Origin of the sequence: Candidatus Pelagibacter sp. HIMB1623, assembly GCF_052047695.1 — a bacterium.
GTDB lineage: Bacteria > Pseudomonadota > Alphaproteobacteria > Pelagibacterales > Pelagibacteraceae > Pelagibacter.
This window is the reverse complement of sequence record NZ_JBNAJN010000013.1, coordinates 196,938-216,670: the sequence shown is the minus strand read 5'-3', so window position 1 is coordinate 216,670 and position 19,733 is coordinate 196,938. Positions and strand designations below refer to the sequence as shown.

26 protein-coding genes are annotated in these 19,733 nt (G+C 28.6%); 12 read left to right on the top strand and 14 right to left on the bottom strand.

Annotated elements, in window-relative coordinates; all coding sequences use genetic code 11:
• Nucleotides 1-2: 2 nt before the first annotated feature.
• On the top strand, nucleotides 3-536 hold the full coding sequence (locus ACTTBN_RS05575; protein WP_440681409.1) for a LolA family protein: 534 nt from the start codon (nucleotides 3-5) through the stop codon (nucleotides 534-536).
• Here the strand turns inward: ACTTBN_RS05575 and ACTTBN_RS05570 are convergent.
• The 7 genes from ACTTBN_RS05570 to hisB are packed head-to-tail and all read right to left on the bottom strand — an operon-like array spanning nucleotide 533 to nucleotide 4,364.
• Nucleotides 533-1,036 carry a GNAT family N-acetyltransferase gene (locus ACTTBN_RS05570; protein WP_440681407.1) on the bottom strand — a complete coding sequence of 168 codons (504 nt, stop codon included), beginning with the start codon at nucleotides 1,034-1,036 and terminating at the stop codon, nucleotides 533-535. The two genes, ACTTBN_RS05575 and ACTTBN_RS05570, sit on opposite strands and share 4 nt — an antisense overlap.
• Nucleotides 1,033-1,398 (bottom strand): histidine triad nucleotide-binding protein, encoded by a 366-nt coding sequence (locus tag ACTTBN_RS05565; RefSeq protein WP_440681406.1) that lies wholly within the window; start codon nucleotides 1,396-1,398, stop codon nucleotides 1,033-1,035. The genes ACTTBN_RS05570 and ACTTBN_RS05565 overlap by 4 nt, the downstream gene beginning before the upstream one ends.
• Nucleotides 1,395-1,667 (bottom strand): phosphoribosyl-ATP diphosphatase, encoded by a 273-nt coding sequence (hisE, locus tag ACTTBN_RS05560; RefSeq protein WP_440681404.1) that lies wholly within the window; start codon nucleotides 1,665-1,667, stop codon nucleotides 1,395-1,397. The genes ACTTBN_RS05565 and hisE overlap by 4 nt, the downstream gene beginning before the upstream one ends.
• Before the next feature lies 1 nt (nucleotide 1,668).
• Nucleotides 1,669-2,424: an imidazole glycerol phosphate synthase subunit HisF gene (gene hisF, locus ACTTBN_RS05555; protein WP_440681403.1), complete on the bottom strand. Its 756-nt coding sequence runs from the start codon at nucleotides 2,422-2,424 to the stop codon at nucleotides 1,669-1,671.
• Nucleotides 2,417-3,142 (bottom strand): 1-(5-phosphoribosyl)-5-[(5-phosphoribosylamino)methylideneamino]imidazole-4-carboxamide isomerase, encoded by a 726-nt coding sequence (hisA, locus tag ACTTBN_RS05550; RefSeq protein WP_440681402.1) that lies wholly within the window; start codon nucleotides 3,140-3,142, stop codon nucleotides 2,417-2,419. Before hisA ends, hisF begins: the two co-directional genes overlap by 8 nt.
• Nucleotides 3,142-3,768, bottom strand: a complete 627-nt coding sequence (gene hisH, locus ACTTBN_RS05545; protein ID WP_440681401.1) for an imidazole glycerol phosphate synthase subunit HisH — start codon at nucleotides 3,766-3,768, stop codon at nucleotides 3,142-3,144. Before hisH ends, hisA begins: the two co-directional genes overlap by 1 nt.
• 5 nt (nucleotides 3,769-3,773) lie before the next feature.
• Nucleotides 3,774-4,364 (bottom strand): imidazoleglycerol-phosphate dehydratase HisB, encoded by a 591-nt coding sequence (gene hisB / locus ACTTBN_RS05540; RefSeq protein WP_440681400.1) that lies wholly within the window; start codon nucleotides 4,362-4,364, stop codon nucleotides 3,774-3,776.
• 89 nt (nucleotides 4,365-4,453) lie between these two features.
• Between hisB and hslV the strand changes: the two genes are divergently transcribed.
• Nucleotides 4,454-4,969, top strand: coding sequence for an ATP-dependent protease subunit HslV (hslV, locus tag ACTTBN_RS05535; RefSeq protein WP_440681399.1), 516 nt, complete (start codon nucleotides 4,454-4,456; stop codon nucleotides 4,967-4,969).
• The gene (hslU, locus tag ACTTBN_RS05530; protein ID WP_440681398.1) at nucleotides 4,969-6,342 is read left to right on the top strand and encodes an ATP-dependent protease ATPase subunit HslU; all 1,374 of its coding nucleotides are present in this window, start codon (nucleotides 4,969-4,971) and stop codon (nucleotides 6,340-6,342) included. The genes hslV and hslU overlap by 1 nt, the downstream gene beginning before the upstream one ends.
• On the opposite strand, the gene ACTTBN_RS05525 is transcribed toward hslU, so the two are convergent.
• On the bottom strand, nucleotides 6,332-6,754 hold the full coding sequence (locus ACTTBN_RS05525) for a Smr/MutS family protein (protein WP_440681397.1): 423 nt from the start codon (nucleotides 6,752-6,754) through the stop codon (nucleotides 6,332-6,334). The genes hslU and ACTTBN_RS05525 overlap by 11 nt on opposite strands.
• Entirely contained in the window at nucleotides 6,755-7,351 is a 597-nt protein-coding gene (locus ACTTBN_RS05520) for a Tim44/TimA family putative adaptor protein (protein WP_440681396.1), read from the bottom strand. It lies immediately after the preceding gene.
• Nucleotides 7,352-7,409: 58 nt separating this feature from the next.
• On the opposite strand from ACTTBN_RS05520, the gene ACTTBN_RS05515 reads away from it, so the two are divergent.
• Complete coding sequence (locus ACTTBN_RS05515) at nucleotides 7,410-7,838, top strand: FxsA family protein (RefSeq protein WP_440681395.1); 429 nt, start codon at nucleotides 7,410-7,412, stop codon at nucleotides 7,836-7,838.
• Complete coding sequence (locus ACTTBN_RS05510; protein ID WP_440681394.1) at nucleotides 7,816-8,244, top strand: protein-export chaperone SecB; 429 nt, start codon at nucleotides 7,816-7,818, stop codon at nucleotides 8,242-8,244. Before ACTTBN_RS05515 ends, ACTTBN_RS05510 begins: the two co-directional genes overlap by 23 nt.
• Here the strand turns inward: ACTTBN_RS05510 and dnaQ are convergent.
• Genes dnaQ through ACTTBN_RS05485 form a run of 5 tightly spaced genes read right to left on the bottom strand, consistent with a single transcriptional unit; the run spans nucleotide 8,237 to nucleotide 11,657 of the window.
• Complete coding sequence (gene dnaQ, locus ACTTBN_RS05505; RefSeq protein ID WP_440681393.1) at nucleotides 8,237-8,899, bottom strand: DNA polymerase III subunit epsilon; 663 nt, start codon at nucleotides 8,897-8,899, stop codon at nucleotides 8,237-8,239. The genes ACTTBN_RS05510 and dnaQ overlap by 8 nt on opposite strands.
• 3 nt (nucleotides 8,900-8,902) lie before the next feature.
• Entirely contained in the window at nucleotides 8,903-9,469 is a 567-nt protein-coding gene (locus tag ACTTBN_RS05500; protein ID WP_440681392.1) for a dephospho-CoA kinase, read from the bottom strand.
• Complete coding sequence (gene aroE / locus ACTTBN_RS05495) at nucleotides 9,462-10,256, bottom strand: shikimate dehydrogenase (RefSeq protein ID WP_440681391.1); 795 nt, start codon at nucleotides 10,254-10,256, stop codon at nucleotides 9,462-9,464. The genes ACTTBN_RS05500 and aroE overlap by 8 nt, the downstream gene beginning before the upstream one ends.
• On the bottom strand, nucleotides 10,253-10,840 hold the full coding sequence (locus ACTTBN_RS05490) for a Maf family protein (RefSeq protein ID WP_440681390.1): 588 nt from the start codon (nucleotides 10,838-10,840) through the stop codon (nucleotides 10,253-10,255). The genes aroE and ACTTBN_RS05490 overlap by 4 nt, the downstream gene beginning before the upstream one ends.
• Nucleotides 10,830-11,657, bottom strand: coding sequence for a pyruvate, water dikinase regulatory protein (locus ACTTBN_RS05485; RefSeq protein WP_440681389.1), 828 nt, complete (start codon nucleotides 11,655-11,657; stop codon nucleotides 10,830-10,832). The genes ACTTBN_RS05490 and ACTTBN_RS05485 overlap by 11 nt, the downstream gene beginning before the upstream one ends.
• A 268-nt stretch (nucleotides 11,658-11,925) precedes the next feature.
• On the opposite strand from ACTTBN_RS05485, the gene hemE reads away from it, so the two are divergent.
• The 7 genes from hemE (at nucleotide 11,926) to ACTTBN_RS05450 (ending at nucleotide 19,717) form a co-directional block, all read left to right on the top strand.
• A complete protein-coding gene (gene hemE, locus ACTTBN_RS05480; protein ID WP_440681388.1) occupies nucleotides 11,926-12,927 on the top strand; it encodes a uroporphyrinogen decarboxylase in 1,002 nt (333 codons plus the stop codon).
• Between the two features lie 3 nt (nucleotides 12,928-12,930).
• On the top strand, nucleotides 12,931-13,923 hold the full coding sequence (gene hemH / locus ACTTBN_RS05475; protein ID WP_440681387.1) for a ferrochelatase: 993 nt from the start codon (nucleotides 12,931-12,933) through the stop codon (nucleotides 13,921-13,923).
• Between the two features lie 3 nt (nucleotides 13,924-13,926).
• Nucleotides 13,927-14,361 (top strand): protoporphyrinogen oxidase HemJ, encoded by a 435-nt coding sequence (hemJ, locus tag ACTTBN_RS05470; RefSeq protein ID WP_440681386.1) that lies wholly within the window; start codon nucleotides 13,927-13,929, stop codon nucleotides 14,359-14,361.
• 65 nt (nucleotides 14,362-14,426) lie between these two features.
• Nucleotides 14,427-15,695: a transcription termination factor Rho gene (rho, locus tag ACTTBN_RS05465; RefSeq protein WP_440681385.1), complete on the top strand. Its 1,269-nt coding sequence runs from the start codon at nucleotides 14,427-14,429 to the stop codon at nucleotides 15,693-15,695.
• Nucleotides 15,696-15,753: 58 nt separating this feature from the next.
• Nucleotides 15,754-17,085, top strand: a complete 1,332-nt coding sequence (gene mnmE / locus ACTTBN_RS05460) for a tRNA uridine-5-carboxymethylaminomethyl(34) synthesis GTPase MnmE (RefSeq protein WP_440681384.1) — start codon at nucleotides 15,754-15,756, stop codon at nucleotides 17,083-17,085.
• 116 nt (nucleotides 17,086-17,201) lie between these two features.
• Nucleotides 17,202-19,073 carry a tRNA uridine-5-carboxymethylaminomethyl(34) synthesis enzyme MnmG gene (mnmG, locus tag ACTTBN_RS05455; protein WP_440681383.1) on the top strand — a complete coding sequence of 624 codons (1,872 nt, stop codon included), beginning with the start codon at nucleotides 17,202-17,204 and terminating at the stop codon, nucleotides 19,071-19,073.
• Nucleotides 19,073-19,717: a 16S rRNA (guanine(527)-N(7))-methyltransferase RsmG gene (locus tag ACTTBN_RS05450; protein WP_440681382.1), complete on the top strand. Its 645-nt coding sequence runs from the start codon at nucleotides 19,073-19,075 to the stop codon at nucleotides 19,715-19,717. The genes mnmG and ACTTBN_RS05450 overlap by 1 nt, the downstream gene beginning before the upstream one ends.
• Nucleotides 19,718-19,733 lie beyond the last annotated feature (16 nt).

The window sequence follows — 19,733 nt, the reverse complement described above, 5'->3', positions numbered from 1 at the left end:
TAGTGTTCTTAATTTTTCTTATTAGTTTATCTAGTGAAGTAAGTGCAAATAATAAAGATCAAATAATTAATAAATTAAAAGATACTTTAAGTTTAAATTTTGATTTTGAGCAAAATATAAATGGAAAAATTGAGTTTGGAAACTGTACAATTCAATATCCAAAAAAAATGTTTTGTGCTTATGATAAAGAAAATAAAGTTATAGTTTCAAATGGAAAATCTTTAGTTATAAAATCTTCTTCGAGTTATTATAGATATCCATTGGATAAAACGCCATTAAATTTTATTTTAGATAAAAATTTCTTATTAAAAAAAATATCTAACTTAAATGAAGAGATAATTAATAAGTCTCTAGTAAAATTTGTAATAATAGAAAATGGTCAATCAATTGAGATTTTTTTTGATATAAATCATCATAATTTAATTGGCTGGCAAACTAAGGATATTTATCAAAATACTGCTGTAACACTACTTTACTCAGTTAAATCAAATCAAGCAGTTAACGAAAAAATATTTAACACACCTTCTCAAAATTAAATTCTAACAATTTCTGATTTAAATATTTTCATACCTCTTGCTAAATAATTATTAAGGGCATTTTTATGATCTAAAGAACAAGTATGTAACCAAACTCTATCTGCATTTTCTTGAAATGACTTTTTAATTGCATCTGATAACAAAAATGATCCTAATTTTTTATTTTGATATTCCTCTAAAATTCCAAAGTAAGCTATTTCAACTTCTTTATTTTCTTTATGAATAATTAATTCATAAAAACCAGCTAAGTCGTTTCTATTTTTTAATACAAATGTTTTAATATCTTTATTGGATACGTGTTTGATCCACTGCTCTTCTGTCCATATTAATCTATCAATCCACTGATGCTTTTTACCTATATTTTTATAAAAAAACTTATTTAGCTGAAAATCAGTTGGTTCAATTAAATTAACTGTATAATCTTCGGAAGGACGCTTTCTCTCTTGTAAATCTTTAAGCGAGTTTATTTCAAGATAGTTTCTTTTAACTTCTTTTCTCACTCGACCATTTTTCCAACAACTTCACCACCAAATAAATGAAAATGCAGATGAGGAACCTCTTGACCTCCATGTTCGCTTATATTTGCTAGTGTTCTATAGCCTTTTCCTACTTCTGTTGAAATACCAAGCTTTTTTGCAACTATGTTGATAGCCTTCAAAAGACCTACCATTTCTTCAGATGATGCATTCATGCTAAAATCATCTAGATCAATATATTTTCCCTTGGGAATTACTAATGCATGAATTTTCTTTTGTGGGTTGATGTCATGAAATGACAAAACATAATCATCCTCATAAATTTTATTACAAGGTATCTCTCCGCGTAAAATTTTAGCAAAAATATTATTATTATCATAACTCATTTTTTTCTTTTTTCTAATTCTTCCATTACTTCTTCAATTTTCACATCATTTGCTTCTAAATACATTAGCAAATGATAAAATACATCAGCAGCTTCATGAATTTTATTTGTATTTTCCTCTATAGCTTCAATTAACTCATCAATTTCTTCTAGAACCTTTGCTTTGCTTAGAGATTTGTCTGTAAGTAATTTATTTGTATAAGAACCTTCAACTGGATTGGTTTTTCTTTCTCTTGCAAGTTTGATTAGATTTTCTAATGTGTTAAACATATCAAATTCTAACAGGTATTCCTTTTGAATCCAAATATTCCTTTGCTTCCATTACAGAATGTTTGCCATAATGAAAAATTGATGCTGCTAGGACTGCGCTTGCATTTCCTAATTTAATTCCATCGACTAAATGGTCTAAATTACCCACACCACCAGATGCAATTACAGGAATATTTACCTTGGAAGAAATCTTAGACATAAGCTCAATATCATAACCCACTTGAGTGCCATCTCTATCCATTGACGTTACTAGTAACTCGCCTGCCCCACTGTCTTCCATTTTTTTAGCGAATTCTATTGCATCAATTCCAGTATTATTTCTTCCACCGTGAGTAAAAATTTCCCATTTATCAGTATTTTTTTTAGCATCAATAGCAACCACAATACACTGCGAACCAAATTTTTTTGAACTTGCTACTACTACCTCTGAATTTTGAACTGCTGCAGTATTGATAGAAACTTTATCTGCTCCACAATTAAGTAATTTATTTATATCATCAACACTTCTAACGCCTCCCCCAACTGTTAATGGAACAAAGCATTTTTTTGAAGTTTTCTCTACAACATCATAAATAATATTTCTGTTTTCATTTGATGCAGTTATATCTAAAAAACAAATTTCATCTGCGCCGCCATCAGAATAAACTTTAGCTTGTTCAACTGGATCACCTGCATCTTGTAGATCAACAAAGTTAATTCCTTTTACAACACGGCCATTTTTAACGTCTAAACAAGGTATTATTCTATTTTTAAGCATCTAGTTCCTTAGCCAACTCCTCTAATTTTATATCACCATCATAAATCGCTTTTCCAACTATAATCCCTTCAATACTTTCATTATTTAATTCCTTGGCTTTTTTAATGTCATCTATTGATGAAACTCCACCTGATATGATTACTGGACAATTCGATATATCAGCAACCTTAACTGTTTCTTCAAAATTAGGACCTTGCTTCATTCCATCTCTATTAATATCAGTATAAATTAGTCTACTTGCTCCATATTCTTTCACTTCTTTTAAATAATCCAAAGTTAATTGATTAGAATTTTCTTTCCAACCAGAAACAGATAAATAGCCATCTTTGGCATCTAAACCTAATGCAATTTTATTTTGAAATTTTTCACAAGCTTGTTTTAAAAAATTTTTATCTTTTATAGCAGCACTTCCTAAAATAACTTTTTCTACACCAGCATCAGTATATTTTTGAATACTTTCAAAATTTCTTACACCTCCACCAATCTCAATTTTGAGATCAAATTTAGTAACTATTTGTTGAATAATATCTAAATTAACAGTTTCACCAGTTAAAGCTCCGTCTAAATCAACTAGATGTAAGTTTTTAAAACCATGATCTTTATATTTTCCAGCCTGTTCTATTGGGGACATTTCATATTCAGTTTTATTATCAAAATCTCCTTTGACTAACCTCACACACTTTTTATCCTTAATGTCTATTGCTGGAAATATTTTCATTATAAGTTTATAAAATTATCAATTATTTTAAGACCAATCTTGTCACTTTTTTCTGGGTGAAACTGAGTTCCAAAAATATTTTCTTTCTCTACAGAACAAACAATATTTGATGAATAGTCTGTTATTGCAGAAATAACATTTTTATCTTCTGGAATAAATTCATAACTATGAACAAAATACATATGTGAATTGTTTTCTATATCTTTAAAGATCTTGCTATCCTTTAAAATATTTATTTGGTTCCAGCCTATATGTGGAAGTTTGTATTTTCCATTTTGATTATCTATTTTTGATACCTTGCCTGAAATCCAACCAAGTCCTCTAGTTTCTGTTTCTTCATAACCAATATCTGCAAACATTTGTAAGCCAACACAAATACCCAGAAGTGGTTTATTATTATTTATTGCAAATTCGTTTAATACTTCTACTAAACCATTAACACTATTAAGTGCATCAACACAACTTTTAAACGAACCTTGCCCTGGCAAAACTAATTTATCAGAAGATTTAATCTTGTTTAAATCTGAAGTTACTTCGATGTTTACTTTATCTTTGGCAACTTCCTTAAATGAGTTTATTACCGAGCTTATATTGCCCGAATTATAATCAACAATCGTGACGTTCATTAAACTTATAATGAGCCTTTAGTTGATGGAATACTTTTTTTGCTCCTAGGATCCATTTCTAATGCCTCTCTTAATGATCTTGCTAATGCTTTATAACAAGACTCAATGATGTGGTGGCTGTTATCACCATAAATATTTTCGACGTGCATTGTAATACCTGCGGCCTGTGAAAATGCCTGGAACCATTCTTTAAAGAGCTCTGTATCCATCTCTCCAAGTTTTTCTACTTTTAATTTTACTTTCCAAATTAAATAAGGTCTGTTCGAAACATCTATAGCAACTCTAGTTAATGTTTCATCCATTGGAATAACTCTATGTGCATATCTTTTGATACCTACAAATTTCTTTGCGGCCTTTTTTAAAGCTTCTCCAATTGCAATTCCTGTATCTTCAGTTGTGTGATGAAGATCAATATGAGTGTCCCCTTTTGCTTTTACTTTCAGATCAATTAAAGAATGCTTTGATAGTTGTTCAAGCATATGATCTAAAAAACCTATTCCTGTATCAATTTTATATTTACCTTTGCCATCAATGTTTAGTTCAACATTGATGCTTGTTTCTTTAGTTTTTCGAGAAACTTTTCCTTTTCTAGCCATATATTTCAGATGGTATACATACTTAATCCAAGTATATCAATATCAGTCTAGATACTTGAAGTATCAAAAATAGTTACCATTTATTAGATATGACAACAATTGTGTTAATAAGAAAAAATAATGAAGTTGTGGTTGCTGGTGATGGACAAGTAAGTATGGGAAATACTGTTGTAAAAAGCACAGCTTCAAAAGTAAGAAAAATTGAAAAAAGAGATGTCGTAGCAGGATTTGCAGGATCAACTGCTGATGCATTAACTCTATTTGAAAGATTAGAGGGAAAATTAGAAAAACATGCTGGCAATTTATCAAGAGCTGCGGTTGAGTTAGCCAAAGATTGGAGAACTGACAAATACTTAAGAAGGTTAGAGGCATTAATGGCTGTGGGTGATAAAAATAATAGCTATATAATTTCTGGAACTGGGGATGTTCTAGAACCTGAAGGTGATGTTATCGGTATTGGTTCTGGTGGAAATTATGCTTTAGCAGCTGGAAAAGTTTTAATGGAAGGTAATTTGTCTGCAGAAGAAGTTGCTAAAAAAGCGATTAAAGTTGCAGCGGATATATGTGTTTTCACAAATGATAATGTTAAAATTGAAAAAATATAATGGATAATTCAAACGTAACACCTTTGCATCCTAAAGAAAAAACTCAAAAAGAAGAAGCTTCTTTAGTTAGTGCTCTTTCACCAAGGGAAATAGTTTCAGAACTTGATCGTTTTGTAGTTGGTCAAAATAAAGCAAAAAGAGCTGTCGCTGTTGCATTAAGAAATAGATGGAGAAGACAAGCTTTGAAAGGTGAAATGAAAAATGAAGTTTTACCAAAAAATATTTTAATGATCGGACCAACTGGGGTTGGAAAAACAGAGATTTCTAGAAGACTTTCAAAACTTGCTGAAGCGCCTTTTGTCAAAGTAGAAGCAACAAGATTCACGGAAGTTGGATATGTTGGAAGAGATGTTGAACAAATTGTTAGAGATTTAATTGAAATTGCAATAGCGATGGAAAAAATAAAAAAAAGAAAAGAAGTTTACGCAAAAGCTCAAAAAGCTGCTGAGGAAAAAGTATTAGATGCTTTGGTAGGAAACAAAGCAAGTCTCGCAACTAGAGAAAGTTTTAGAAAAAGACTTAGAAACGGTGATCTAGATGATAATGAAATTGAGATAGCAGTTAGTGACACTGGTTCTAGTGGAGCATCATTTGAAATACCAGGAATGCCAGGTGCCAATGTTGGAATGATAAATATTGGAGAAATGATTGGTAAATCAATGGGGAATAAGGAAAAGAAAAAGAAAATGACAGTAAAAGAGTCTCATGAAATTTTAATTAACGATGAGTCTGATAAGCTAATTGAGCAAGATAAAATTGTTAAAGCTGCAAAGCTTTCAACAGAAAACAATGGTATAGTATTTTTAGACGAGATAGATAAAATTTCAGCAAGAACTGATAGGGTTGGTGGTGACGTATCTAGAGAAGGTGTCCAAAGAGATTTGTTACCTCTTATTGAAGGAACAACTGTTAACACTAAACATGGACCAATAAAAACTGATCATATTTTATTTATTGCATCAGGGGCTTTTCAGCTAGCAAAACCATCTGATCTTCTACCTGAATTACAAGGAAGGTTGCCCATAAGAGTTGAGCTGGAAGCTTTAACTAGTGATGATTTTAAAAGAATTTTAAAAGAACCAGACTATAGTTTAATAAAGCAATATGTGGCTCTTTTAAAGACTGAGAATGTTGAACTTGAATTTTCTGATGATGGTATTGATACAATTGCAAATATAGCATCCGAAGTTAATTCAACTGTAGAAAATATTGGCGCAAGAAGATTGCACACAATTATTGAAAAAATATTAGATGACATTAGTTTCACAGCTACCGACAGAGCTGGTGAAAAAATTATAATAAACAAAGAATATATTAACAAAAATCTAGATAATTTAGTTAAGGATACTGACCTATCGAAATTTATTTTGTAGATTTATTCTTTTTTAGAAAAATGTAAAAAGCCCCACTACCCCCGTCTTCAACAGAAGCGTCTTGAATCTCATTTATTACTCTCATTAACTTTTCATTATTAGATATAAATTCTGGAACTGAATATTTTAAAATACTTAGATCTTTTGAAACGTAAGGATCTTTTTCAACATTAGAATGAATACCTTTGCCAGTAACAACGATCAATTTATTTACTCTTTCCTCAAACGCTTTTAATATAAATTCTTCAATTGTTTTGTTTGCTTGCTCTAGAGTATATCCGTGTAAATCAATTGATCTTATTTTTGTAGCATTGATAATTTTTACTTTAAAATCTTTATCAGGTATCTTTTCTTTACTCGAAATAAAACTTTGCCAATCTTTTTTATCTTTATCTGAAATTTTATCGTTCAATTAAGTTAAAATATTAACTAACTGCCAGTTAGGATTAGCTGATGTGGTATCTCTAGAGAAAACCCAAGTATCATAAATTTTTTTTATTTTTTTAGGATCACCAGAAACAATCTTTTTTTCTTTATCTCTAATGCAAGTAATAACCTCAGCTATAAAATCCACTGTAACATTTAAAATATTACCAATTTTTTTATGCTCTTTTATTTCAGCTTTATTTACGCCTATAAAAGTGATTTCAGCAGTATGTCCTCTTTTTGTCCTCTCTTTTAAAGCGTCATCGAACTGATTGTATATATCTTTATTAAGCAATGGTTTAGCATTCACAATTTTATTATCGTTGTCACTAAAATCAGTGATAATTGTTTCGTATGCAATTCTTGCTCCTTTCAAAAATTCTTTTTGTGCTTCGTCATCAAAGTTTTCCTTTGGTTTTATAGCTTGTTCCACTTTTATGTTTTTTAAAACTTCTTTGAATTGAGCTGGTGATTTACCTTCAAAACCAGTTCTTTTACCAAGGATACCTCTAAGTCTTAAAAATATAAAACCCGCAATCATTGCCAGCAAAATAATATCGATATACTCAAAACTATAATTCATATACCGATAGTAATTACTCTATTGATTAATTTCAACCAGCAATTTAGATTATGGACAAATGAACCCAATATTATTTTTAATTATTTTTATTCCAGTTATTGAAATTTATCTTTTCATCAAAATAGGAGCACAAATAGGAGCAATAACAACCATTCTACTAATATTTTTGACAGCTATTCTTGGTATTTATTACGCAAAATATGAGGGTTTGAATACTTTAAAGGCTGGTTTTTCTCAATTAAATAAAAATGAAACACCTGCATATGAAGTAATTTCTGGAGCTGCTATAGCTTTTGCAGCATTACTTTTAATTATACCCGGTTTCGCAACTGATTTTTTGGGTTTCTTGTTAATATTTCCAATCAGTAGAAAATTTATATTTAGTAAATTTTCTAGAAAATATGAAAAATCAAAAAAAGAAAAAAATAATTTTATTGAGGGAGAGTTTGAAGATATAGGAGATGATGATGAAAATAGAAAGATATAAAATTTTAGGTAAATACATCAAAGATATCTCGGTGGAAACGCCTGACATAGAAACATATTTGTTTGTGAAAGATAGAATAACAAAATATCAACTTGGGATTGATATAAATTCGAAGCCTTTGAAAAACAAAATGATAGAAATAAATACAACATTTAAATTTGAAGAAAAAGAAGATGTTAAAAAAAAATCATATTTTGAAATTATTTTTTCAACAATAATTAAAATTAATGATGAAATAAAAGATAAAAATGAATTAGAAAAAATTATATTATGTGATGTTCAAATTGAGATTTATCCTCAACTAGAGAAAACCCTTTTGAACCTTTTGCATAATTCTGGATATCCAAATATAAAATTTGAAAAAAAAGTTGATTTCGAAAATTTATATAATCAAAGATTTAATTAAAATAATTTTTCTTTAAATTATTTTTTAAATATTGTTTATGTAAATTAAGCTCTTCTTTTGTAGGAATTATTACTTTTTTATAATATTCAATATTTATCTTGCTTTTATCTTCAATTTCTTCAGTTTGTTTAAAATTTAGTGATGGTTCTTTTTGATCAATCAAATTTATGTAAACTTTCGACAATAAATCACAGTCAATTAAAGCTGTATGAAATTTTCTTCGAGAATTATCTATCCTAAATCTTTTACATAAAGCATCCAAACTAACCTGAGAACCTGGATATTTGTCTCTAGCTAAAGTTAAAGTGTCAACTATTTCATTTTCAATTACTTTTTTTCCAGAAAGCTTTAATTCATTATTAAGATGAGCTATGTCAAATTCTGCATTGTGTATAATTAATCTTTTGTTTTTAATGAATTCTAAAAAAAGATCTCCAATTTCTTCAAATTTTTTTTGTTTTGACAAAAACTCGTCGGTATATCCATGAACTTCAAATGCTTTTTCTGAAACTTTTCTCTCTGGGTTTAAATAAAAGTGAAATTTATTATTTGTTGGTATTAAATCATCTAACTCGATACAGCCAATTTCAACAATTCTATGTCCTTCTTTAACAGATATTCCTGTTGTTTCGGTATCTAATACTATCTCTTTCATTTGTTATATTAAATTTAAAATTTCTTTGATTTGTTTTTTAACAGGGTTTTTTGTGAAAGTATTTTTAATTACAAAATGTGATTTTTTTTTTTTATATTTTGGATTTAGTTGTATTTTTTTAAATATATTTATAAGCCTTACATTAAAATTTTCTCTTTTGTTTAACTTTTTATCGATATCTCTCTTTTTAGAGTCAACAAAAACTAATATATCTTTTCTATTAAAAATTTTATTTTCAATTAATAAAGGAATATCCAAAATAACAAATTTTTTATTTTTATTTTTTTTTAAAAATATTTTTAATTTTTCTCTAATTTCCTTATGTACAATGTTAATTATTTTTTTAAGATTATTTTTGTTTGCTAATATTGATTTTATAATTTCAGTCTTATCTACTGGAAAGGTGCAAATATATTTAGGCAATTTTTTTTTTAATTTTAAAAAAATCCTCTTATCTTTTTTATATAGTTTCGATACCTCATGATCTGCATTAAAAACTGGATACCCAAAATTATTTGCAACAAATGTTTTTCCAGACCCAATATCACCAATTATGCCTATTCTAATCATTATTTAATAAATCAAGAACCTCATTATTCACACTTGGTTCAATGTCATGCCACAATTTAAATGCCTCAAATGCTTGATAAATAAACATTAATTTACCATTTTCTATTTGATTTCCAAATTTTTTTCCTTCTTTTAAAAACTTGGTTTCAGCAGGATTATAAATCACATCGTAAAATAACTTATCAGCACCAACATTGTAAGTATTTAAATTAATAGCCTCATTATTTAAACCCAAACTAGTTGCATTTATAATCATATTAAAATCAGGTATCTCGCCCCAATTTACAATATCAATTTCCTTGAATTGGGATTTTAAATTCTCAGCCTTTTTGTGAGTTCTATTGGTTACAATTATTTTAGATGCTTTCATTTTAGCTAAAGCGAAAATTATTGATGGCACTACTCCACCAGCACCTAAAATTAAAATTTTTTTATCTTTTACATTATATTTCAAATTATTTATTGCTTTTTGAAAACCAACAATATCTGTGTTGTGGCCAACTAAATTATCATTATGAAAAATAATTGTGTTCACTGATTGGGTTTTTTCTGCTTCTAAACTTAATTTGTCTAAGAAAGGAATTACAGTTCTTTTAAACGGAACAGTAACATTGCAGCCATTTATTTCTTGGTTTTTAATTTTAAGTAAAAAATTTTCAATTTCATTTTCTTCGAGTTTAACTTTTTCATAAACTGCATTAATATTATTTTGTTTTAACCAATGATTGTGCAATTTTGGCGATAAAGAATGATTAATTGGGTTTCCAATTACAAAATATTTTTTCATTTTTGTAAATTTAAATATTCTTTAATTTTTTTTATAGGCAAACCCATTATTGTATCTTCATCTCCATTTATGCTACTGAACAAATTTCTACCCTCCCCTTCAATTTGATAAACATTATAGGCGTAAAGATTTTCATCCGATATCTTAGATAAATATTCTGTTAATTCTGAATCTGAAAAATTTTTCATTACTAAGGTTGCTTTATCTGTGTAGTTCCAAATCATTGAGCCATTTTTTGAAATACAAACTGAACTTATTAGAAAGTGCATTTTACCGTTAAGTTTCTTTAATATCTCTAATGCCTCTTTTCTACTCTCAGGTTTTGAAATTAACTCTCCATTTAAATCAATGACACTATCTGCACCTAGTACTATTTTATCTTGAATTTTGGCACTAACTTTGTTTGCTTTTAACTCTGCAAGATTTTTTGAAATAATTTCTGGACTAGCATTTTCTTTAAGTAAAGATAATTTTACAATATCTTCATCAACGTTTGAAGGCTCTACGGCCGCTTTTATATTATTTTTATCTAAAATATTCTTTCTAATCTTACTTTTTGACGCTAGGATAATCTTACTTAACATTATTTGAATATATTTCGTGTATTTTAATTATAGAAGCAGCAGTCTCTTCAACTGATTTTCTTGTTACATCTATTAAAGGCCATTTATATTTTTGAAATGTTTTTTTTGCTTGAAGAACTTCTTTTTTTATACTTTCTAGGTTAGTATAATCTATACTTTCTGTTTCTTTTAATGAATTCATCCTATTTTTTCTTAGATCTGCTAGTCTTTCCGGTTCTGTGCTTAATCCAACAACACAAGTTATATGAGGATTTTGCTTAAGTTTTTCTGGTAATGATTTTTCATTAACCAAAGGAATATTTGATGTTTTAAAACCTTTGTTGGCAAGATAAATAGAAGTTGGTGTTTTGCTGGTCCTACTAACACCAACAAGAATAATATCAGATTTTTCAACTTCATTAATTAAATTTCCATCGTCATGATTCATTGTGAATTGAATTGCTTCAATTCTATCATAATACTCATCATTTAAAACGTGTTGTCCACTTGGTTCGTGGGTAGCTTTTTGATTTAAAATTTTAGAAAAATTTAAAATTAAATTACCTAGTACCCCAAAACAAGGTATCTTTTTATTTTCACTCTCGTTAGCTAAATACTTAGCAAGATTATTATCTACAATAGTATATAAAATTATTGAATTTTCATTTTTTTTTGCATCATCTAAAATTTTTAAGATTTGATTTTCTGTTCTTGTGAATGAATAAGAATGAACTTTATATTCTATGTTTAAAAATTGCGCTTTAAGAGCTAAAAATATTCTATCTAAAGTTTCTCCAGTGGAGTCAGAGATTAAATAAATTTGATATGTATTACTCATAAATAAATTGTTAATAAACTGTGTATTATTTTGATTAAATTATACAATTTTAAATTTCTCCAATAACATCTGCAAAATCTGACTTTTATTAACAATAATAATAAATAAGCTAAAACAATCCACAAAAATTGAAAAAATCAAAAAAGCTTCATTTTAAACAATTTTAATCATCAAACCTGTTGATAAATTGTGAGTATAATGTTTATAAAAAATAATCTCCTTTATTCACAAGATATAATAATACTACAATAATTAATAAGACTTTTATATGAAACCTTTAAACAAAGTAATTATAAATAAAGATACCTCATTTAATCCTTTATGGATAATGAGACAAGCAGGTCGATATTTACCTGAGTTTAGAGAAATCAGAAAAAATAATCCTGATTTTATTAATTTATGTTTAAATGATAATTTATCAGCCGAAATAACATTACAACCATTAAAAAGATTCGATATTGATGCTGCAATAATCTTTTCTGATATTTTAATGTTACCTTATGGTCTAGGTCAAAAAGTAAAATTCGAGAAAAATTTTGGTCCCAAACTAGATAGTCTAGATTTAAATAAGATAGCAAAACTAGATGAGATAGATTTTGTTGAAAAGATATATCCCGTTTATAAAGCAATTAAAAAAGTAAGTTCAGATCCAATCGTAAAACACAAAAATACTATTGGATTTGTAGGCGCCCCATGGACTCTTTTAGTTTATATGATTAATTTAAAATCCCCAAAGAAGGATTTGAATGAAAATTTTTTTAAAGATGAGTTTTTAATAAACAGAATTTTATTAATTATAGAAAAATTTTTAAAAGTTCATATTAAAAATCAAATAGATAATGGAGCAAATGTAATTCAGATTTTTGATAGTTGGGCTGGTTTACTAGAAGAAAAAGACTTACCAAATTATATTTATTCACCCACTTTAAATTTAGTAGAATATGTTAAATCTCTTAATATACCTGTGATATGTTTTCCAAGGGAAATTAAAAATTACAAAGAATTTTGTGAGGTCGTTAAACCTGATGCAATAAGTATCGATTATAATGTAGACCCAAAAAAAATTCTTAAAGATATAAAAATTCCTATTCAAGGAGGATTGGATCCTAAAGTTCTTTTAACAGATTATGAAAATTTAAAAAAAGAAACTTCTAGATATTTAGAAATTTTCAAAGACCATCCGTATATATTTAATCTAGGTCATGGTATTCTGCCCGAGACTAATCCAGAGATGGTTGAAAACTTAATAAAAATAGTAAAAAATAATTAAAATATGGAAGTTAATCATCCATCTATAAAATATGGAAAAACTGGTGTTCTAATTATTAATTTAGGAACACCAGATTCAACTAGTTGGTTTGATATAAGAAAGTATTTAAGAGAGTTTCTTTCAGACAAAAGAGTGATTGAAGTAAATCCTATAATTTGGCAAATAATTTTAAATTTATTTATTTTAACTTTCAGACCCTCGAAAACTGCTAAGGCTTATAAAGAAATCTGGATGAAAAATGAAAATATGTCTCCCCTTCTTTATTACACCAAACAACAAAGCGAAAAAACTTCTCAATTATTTAATAAAGAAAATATTATGGTAGATTTTGCGATGAGATACGGCAACCCAAGTATAAAAAGCAAAATAGCAAAACTGCATGACATGGGCTGTGAAAATTTAATTATACTTCCTCTTTATCCACAATATGCGGCAGCTACAACGGCCACAGTCTGTGATGAGGTTTATAGAACTTTAATGAAAATGAGGTGGCAGCCTTCTTTAAAAATAATTCCTCATTATGAGTCTAATCCTCTTTATATTGATGCACTAGTCAGTTCGATTAATAAAAAAATTAATGAAATTGATTGGAATCCAGAAATAATCATCGCCTCATACCACGGGATACCAAAAAAATATTTTGATAAAGGAGACCCATATCATTGCTATTGTCACAAAACAACAAGACTTATTTCAGAAAAATTTACTTCCATTAAAATTAAAACTACTTTTCAATCACGATTTGGTCCACAAGAATGGCTTCAACCATATACTGATAAAACTTTAGAAAGTTTACCCAAAGAGGGAATTAAAAATATTCTCACAATTTGCCCAGGTTTTTCATCTGATTGTGTAGAAACATTAGAAGAAATATTAATCCAAGGTAAAGAAAGTTTTTTAAATTCTGGAGGGATAAATTTTGATATGGTCCCATGCTTAAATGACAATGATGACCATATATTTTTGATAAAATCTTTAATTGAAAACAACCTTTGATTAATGAATACATATTTACTATTTAAGTCTTTACATTTAATTGCAGTTGTTTCCTGGATGGCCGGTCTTTTGTATTTACCAAGAATTTTTGTTTATCATGTCGAGAACAAAGAAAAGAAAGAAGTCACCGATATATTTGAAGTGATGGAGAGAAAATTATTTATTTATATTATGCGTCCTGCAATGATATTTACTTGGGTGTTTGGATTGGTTTTGATTTATTTAAATGGGATAGAAATTTTTGCACAACTGTGGTTTCAGATAAAGATAGTTTTGATAGTTTTCCTATCAGCGTATAATGACTTTTTGGGAAAGTGTCTTGTTAGCTTAAAAAATTCTACAAACAAAAGATCTGCAAAATTTTTTAGAATTATCAATGAAATACCAACTACAATTTTAATTATTGTTGTATTTTTAGCCATTTTTAAGCCAATCTAGGGTTGAAATAATAAAATCAGCATATATATTCAAATAATCGATAAGTCCTTATCAAAAAATTAATCATGAACATTCAAGAACTAAAACTTAAATCATCTGAACAGCTCATTACACAGGCAGAAGAGCTTGGAATTGAAAATGCTAGCACATTAAGAAAACAAGAAATTCTTTTTGCTATTCTTAAAAAAGTTGCTGAAAAAGAGGAAATAACTGGCGTAGGTGTTTTACAGCTTTTACAAGATGGGTTTGGTTTTCTTAGAGCAATGGAGTCGAACTATCTTCCAGGACCAGATGACATATATGTAAGCCCAAGTCAGATTAGAAAGTTTGGTTTAAGAACCGGGGATACTGTTGAAGGGCCAGTCAGAGCCCCTAAAGAAGGAGAAAGATATTTTGCACTATTACAAGTAAGTAAAATAAATTTTGAAGAACCAGAAAAAGCAAGACATAAAATTGCGTTTGATAACTTAACACCACTATATCCAGATAAACAATTGGTAATGGAACTCGAAACAACTAAGGTAGAAAAAAAGCCAGATCTTACCCCGAGATTAATAGATTTAGTTAGCCCAATTGGAAAAGGTCAAAGATCAATAATTATCTCACCACCAAAAGCGGGTAAAACTATGATCTTACAAAGTATTGCAAACTCAATAGCTAAAAATTATCCTGAGTGTTATCTGATAGTTCTGTTGATAGACGAGCGTCCAGAAGAAGTGACAGATATGCAAAGGACTGTTAAAGGCGAAGTAATTAGTTCTACTTTTGATGAGCCGGCACAAAGACACGTTGCAGTAGCTGAAATGGTTATAGAAAAAGCAAAAAGATTAACTGAACATAAAAAAGATGTTGTTATTTTATTAGACTCAATAACAAGATTAGGTAGAGCTTATAACGCTGTAATACCAAGTTCAGGAAAAGTCTTAACAGGAGGTGTGGATGCAAATGCACTTCAGAGACCTAAAAGATTTTTTGGTGCAGCGAGAAATATTGAGGAAGGTGGATCGTTAACTATTATTTCTACTGCTTTGATCGATACTGGAAGCAGAATGGATGAAGTTATTTTTGAGGAATTTAAAGGAACAGGTAATAGTGAAACTGTCTTAGATAGAAAAATTGCAGATAAGAGAATTTATCCTGCAATTGATATAACAAAGTCTGGAACAAGAAGAGAAGAGCTCTTGTTTGATAAAAATGATTTACAGAAAATGAATGTATTAAGAAGAATAATTGCTCCAATGGGAACTATGGATGCAATAGAGTTTATAAATTCAAAGTTAAAAGACACTAAAAATAATGCTGAGTTCTTTAATTCAATGAACAAACCAGCGTAAAAATTTTCATAATATTTTAAGTTTTACAGAGATGTTAGTTTGAAGATATAATCTTCAAATGACAATTTACGCTTTATCTACTGGACCTGGTATTTCAGGTGTTGCTATTATTAGAATATCAGGAGAACAATCATCAAAAGTAATTGAGAGTCTAACAGGTAAAAAGGTTCCTCAGCCAAGAGTAGCAACATTAAGAAAAATCAACAAAATCAACACTTCTGAGCTTATAGACGAAGGTATAATACTATGGTTTCCTGGTCCAGAGAGCTACACAGGTGAAGATATGGCCGAAATACAGGTTCATGGCAGTAAAGCCGTTGTTGACGCTCTACACTCTTCTATTTCTCAAATTGAAAATTGTAGATTAGCCGAGCCAGGTGAATTTACAAAACTTGCATTTCAAAATGGAAAAATAAATTTATTAGAAGCAGAAAGTATAGCTGATCTAATTTCATCTGAAACAGAAATTCAAAGACAACAAGCAATTAAAATTATGAATGGTAAGTCAGCAGATCAATTCAATTTTTTAAGAGAAAAACTTTTAAAAATTTTATCTAACGTTGAAGCTAAAATTGATTTTCCAGATGAAGATTTGCCAAATAATATTTTGGATGAGATTAAAAATAATTCAAACGAAGTAATAAAAAAAATTGAAAAGATTTTAAATGATCAAAAAGTTGGAGAAAGAATTAGAGAAGGTTTTAAGATTGCAATTCTTGGACCTACTAATGCAGGGAAATCTAGTTTAATAAATCATTTATCAAATAGAGATGTTGCAATTGTTTCTGAAATAGCTGGTACTACAAGAGATGTTATAGAAACTCATCTTAGTATAGATGGTTATCCCGTAATAATATCTGACACCGCAGGAATACGAGAATCTAAAGATGAGATAGAAAAAAAAGGTATTAAATTATCTTTAAATATAGCCGAAGAAGCAGATTTAAAGCTTGTAGTAGTAGATGCAAAAAGCCTCAATTTTACTGATGTTTTGAAGGGTTTATTAGATGAAAATGCAATTTTAGTTATAAACAAGTCCGATCTTTTAGAAAAAGAAATTAATTCAGAAATAAAAAATATAAATCATGTTTTAATCTCCATTAAAGAAAATAAAAATGTTGATGAACTAATTTCAAAAATAAAAAATAATTTAAAAAATAAATTTATAACTAGTGATGATATTTTAATTACTAGAGAGAGACACAGACAACATTTAGAACAGTGTTTAGATCATTTGAATAATTTTAATCAAAAAAAAGAAATAGAAGATTTTGATAAAGCAGCAGAAGATTTAAGATTAGCAACTAGACATTTGGGTATGATCGTTGGAAAAGTTGATGTAGAAGAGATATTAGGTAGTATTTTCAACGATTTTTGCATCGGCAAATAATCCCCTATTTTCCTTATTTTTTAGATTTTTTTATAAAAAACTGTTGATAATTAATACTTATTTATAAAAAAATAAGCCTGTCTTGTAAATTATGTATTCACATATAAATTTACCTCATGAAAAATGATTTGTCATTTGATGTAGTTGTAATTGGTGGAGGTCACGCAGGATGTGAAGCAGCTGCAGCTTCCGCTCGACTAGGAGTTAACACTGCCCTATTTACCCATAAGATAGAAACTATTGGTGAAATGTCATGTAACCCTGCAATTGGTGGTCTAGGCAAAGGTCATTTAGTTCGAGAAATTGATGCACTTGATGGTGTTATGGGAGATGTTGCAGATAAATCAGGTATACAATTTAGATTATTAAATAGAAGCAGAGGTCCAGCTGTGCGTGGACCAAGAACTCAATCAGATAGAGCACTATATCGTAAATTTATGCAAGAAAAACTTATAAACTACTGTAATTTAAGAATTTTTTCTGATCCTGTAGTAAAGTTTATTTTTAATAAAAATACTATAAGTGGTTTTGAAACAAAAGAAGGTAAAAAGGTATCGTGTAACAAGTTAATTCTAACAACAGGAACTTTTTTAAATGGTTTGATACATATAGGTGATGAAAGAACACCAGCAGGTAGGTATGATGAAAAACCTTCAACAGGTTTAAGTGAACAATTAGCAAAATATGATTTTAAAATTGGAAGATTAAAAACTGGAACGCCTCCAAGGTTAGATGCAAGAACGATAAATTTTGAAAACCTTGAAGAACAATTTGCAGATGATGATCCTTATTTTTTTTCTTTTTTAACTAAAAAAAATTTAAATAAACAAGTGTCATGTCGAATGACTTATACAAATGAGAAGGTTCACAAAATTATAGAAAAAAATTTATCTAAAAGTGCAATGTACTCAGGTAGTATAAAAGGAGTAGGTCCAAGATATTGTCCATCTATAGAAGATAAGATAGTAAAATTTGCTGACAAAGTTCGTCATCAGATATTTTTAGAGCCAGAAGGGCTTAATGATCACACAATTTACCCAAATGGGATCTCTACTTCACTACCAGCTGAGGTTCAAGAAGAAATATGTAATAATATCAATGGTTTAGAGAATGTTAGTATTATTAGGCCAGGATATGCTATAGAGTATGACTATATAGATCCACGTGAATTATTTTTGACCCTTGAAACTAAGAAAATCAGCAATCTTTATCTTGCTGGGCAGATTAACGGAACAACTGGATATGAAGAAGCAGCTGCACAAGGACTTATAGCTGGTATAAATGCTGCTTTGTCAGTTAAAGATTCAGAACCATTTATCCTTGATAGATCTGAAGCTTACATTGGAGTAATGATTGATGATTTAGTTACCAAGGGAGTTGCAGAGCCTTACCGTATGTTTACATCAAGAGCAGAATATCGATTAAGTTTGAGAGCTGATAATGCCGATCAAAGATTAACAGCTAAGGGAATAGAAATTGGGTTAATTGAAAAAGATAGAAAAGCCTTGTATTTGGATAAATTCGATAAAATTGGAAAAATTAATTTAAAAATGAGTAAATCTAATATTTCACCATCTAAAGCTGAAAAATTTGGAATTAAAATAGCGAAAGATGGAATATTGAGGTCTTCTAATGAGGTCCTAACTCAAAAGGACGTGAATATGAGCAAAATTAGAGAAATATGGCCTGAAATACCGTATTTTAGTAAAGAAATTGATGAGCAAGTAGAAATTAATGCTCATTATAGAGGATATTTAAAGAAGCAAAAAGCGGATATTTTAGCATTTAAGAGGGATGAGAACTTAATTATTCCAGATAAAATTAATTATGATGGACTTTCAGGTTTATCTAATGAGGTAAAAGCTAAATTTAAAGAAATAAAGCCTAAAACTATGGGTCAAGCTCTAAGAATTGATGGAATAACCCCAGCCGCTGTATATATTTTGTTGTCACATGTAAAAAGAAAGTCTATTAAGCATATAGCTTAATGGATCAAGAAATTTTAAATTCTTACTCTCGAATTAATGATCTAAATGTTTCACGTGAAACATTTTTAGACTTTGAAAACTACATATCTATGATTCTTGAAAAAAATAAAAAAATTAACATAATTGGTCAAAATACAGCTTCAAAAAACATGATAATTGAGCGTCATATTATTGATTCAGCGCAAATAATTGATTTTGTTGATTTAAATTGTAATACAACCATAGATTTAGGATCTGGAGCTGGATTTCCAGGAATTATAGTGGCAATTATACTTAAAAACATGAAAAATAAAATGAATGTGCATCTATATGAAAAAAGCTACCATAAAAGCCATTTTTTAAAAGAAGTTTCAGAAAAATTAAATTTAAATACAAAAGTTTTTCAAAAAAATATTTTTGAGTTAAAAAATTTAGAGACGGGAACAATTATGTCGAGAGCGTTTAAACCTATGCCTGTCGTTTTAGATTTAGTTTATGAAAATTTTTCGAAATATAAAAATTTAATTTTCTTTATGGGTAAAAATGGAAAAAAAATTTTTGAAAATTCTAAAAAAAAATGGAAGTTGGAATATGTAGAAAAGAAAAGTTTAACAAGTAAGGATTCTTTTTTGTTAAATATAAAAAAAATTAAAAAAAAAAATTAAAAGGATTTTAAATAAA

Coding starts and splice junctions, on each gene's coding strand:
- ACTTBN_RS05500 (WP_440681392.1), bottom strand. CDS start 9,469: ATGATTAGAATAGGCATAATTGGTGATATTGGGTCTGGAAAAACATTT.
- ACTTBN_RS05450 (WP_440681382.1), top strand. CDS start 19,073: ATGGATCAAGAAATTTTAAATTCTTACTCTCGAATTAATGATCTAAAT.
- ACTTBN_RS05565 (WP_440681406.1), bottom strand. CDS start 1,398: ATGAGTTATGATAATAATAATATTTTTGCTAAAATTTTACGCGGAGAG.
- aroE (WP_440681391.1), bottom strand. CDS start 10,256: ATGAAAAAATATTTTGTAATTGGAAACCCAATTAATCATTCTTTATCG.
- hemH (WP_440681387.1), top strand. CDS start 12,931: ATGGAAGTTAATCATCCATCTATAAAATATGGAAAAACTGGTGTTCTA.
- hisA (WP_440681402.1), bottom strand. CDS start 3,142: ATGAAAATATTTCCAGCAATAGACATTAAGGATAAAAAGTGTGTGAGG.
- ACTTBN_RS05520 (WP_440681396.1), bottom strand. CDS start 7,351: ATGAATTATAGTTTTGAGTATATCGATATTATTTTGCTGGCAATGATT.
- hemJ (WP_440681386.1), top strand. CDS start 13,927: ATGAATACATATTTACTATTTAAGTCTTTACATTTAATTGCAGTTGTT.
- mnmG (WP_440681383.1), top strand. CDS start 17,202: ATGAAAAATGATTTGTCATTTGATGTAGTTGTAATTGGTGGAGGTCAC.
- hisB (WP_440681400.1), bottom strand. CDS start 4,364: ATGGCTAGAAAAGGAAAAGTTTCTCGAAAAACTAAAGAAACAAGCATC.
- ACTTBN_RS05510 (WP_440681394.1), top strand. CDS start 7,816: ATGATGAAAATAGAAAGATATAAAATTTTAGGTAAATACATCAAAGAT.
- hemE (WP_440681388.1), top strand. CDS start 11,926: ATGAAACCTTTAAACAAAGTAATTATAAATAAAGATACCTCATTTAAT.
- dnaQ (WP_440681393.1), bottom strand. CDS start 8,899: ATGAAAGAGATAGTATTAGATACCGAAACAACAGGAATATCTGTTAAA.
- mnmE (WP_440681384.1), top strand. CDS start 15,754: ATGACAATTTACGCTTTATCTACTGGACCTGGTATTTCAGGTGTTGCT.
- hisF (WP_440681403.1), bottom strand. CDS start 2,424: ATGCTTAAAAATAGAATAATACCTTGTTTAGACGTTAAAAATGGCCGT.
- ACTTBN_RS05485 (WP_440681389.1), bottom strand. CDS start 11,657: ATGAGTAATACATATCAAATTTATTTAATCTCTGACTCCACTGGAGAA.
- hisE (WP_440681404.1), bottom strand. CDS start 1,667: ATGTTTAACACATTAGAAAATCTAATCAAACTTGCAAGAGAAAGAAAA.
- ACTTBN_RS05490 (WP_440681390.1), bottom strand. CDS start 10,840: ATGTTAAGTAAGATTATCCTAGCGTCAAAAAGTAAGATTAGAAAGAAT.
- hslU (WP_440681398.1), top strand. CDS start 4,969: ATGGATAATTCAAACGTAACACCTTTGCATCCTAAAGAAAAAACTCAA.
- hslV (WP_440681399.1), top strand. CDS start 4,454: ATGACAACAATTGTGTTAATAAGAAAAAATAATGAAGTTGTGGTTGCT.
- ACTTBN_RS05515 (WP_440681395.1), top strand. CDS start 7,410: ATGAACCCAATATTATTTTTAATTATTTTTATTCCAGTTATTGAAATT.
- rho (WP_440681385.1), top strand. CDS start 14,427: ATGAACATTCAAGAACTAAAACTTAAATCATCTGAACAGCTCATTACA.
- hisH (WP_440681401.1), bottom strand. CDS start 3,768: ATGAACGTCACGATTGTTGATTATAATTCGGGCAATATAAGCTCGGTA.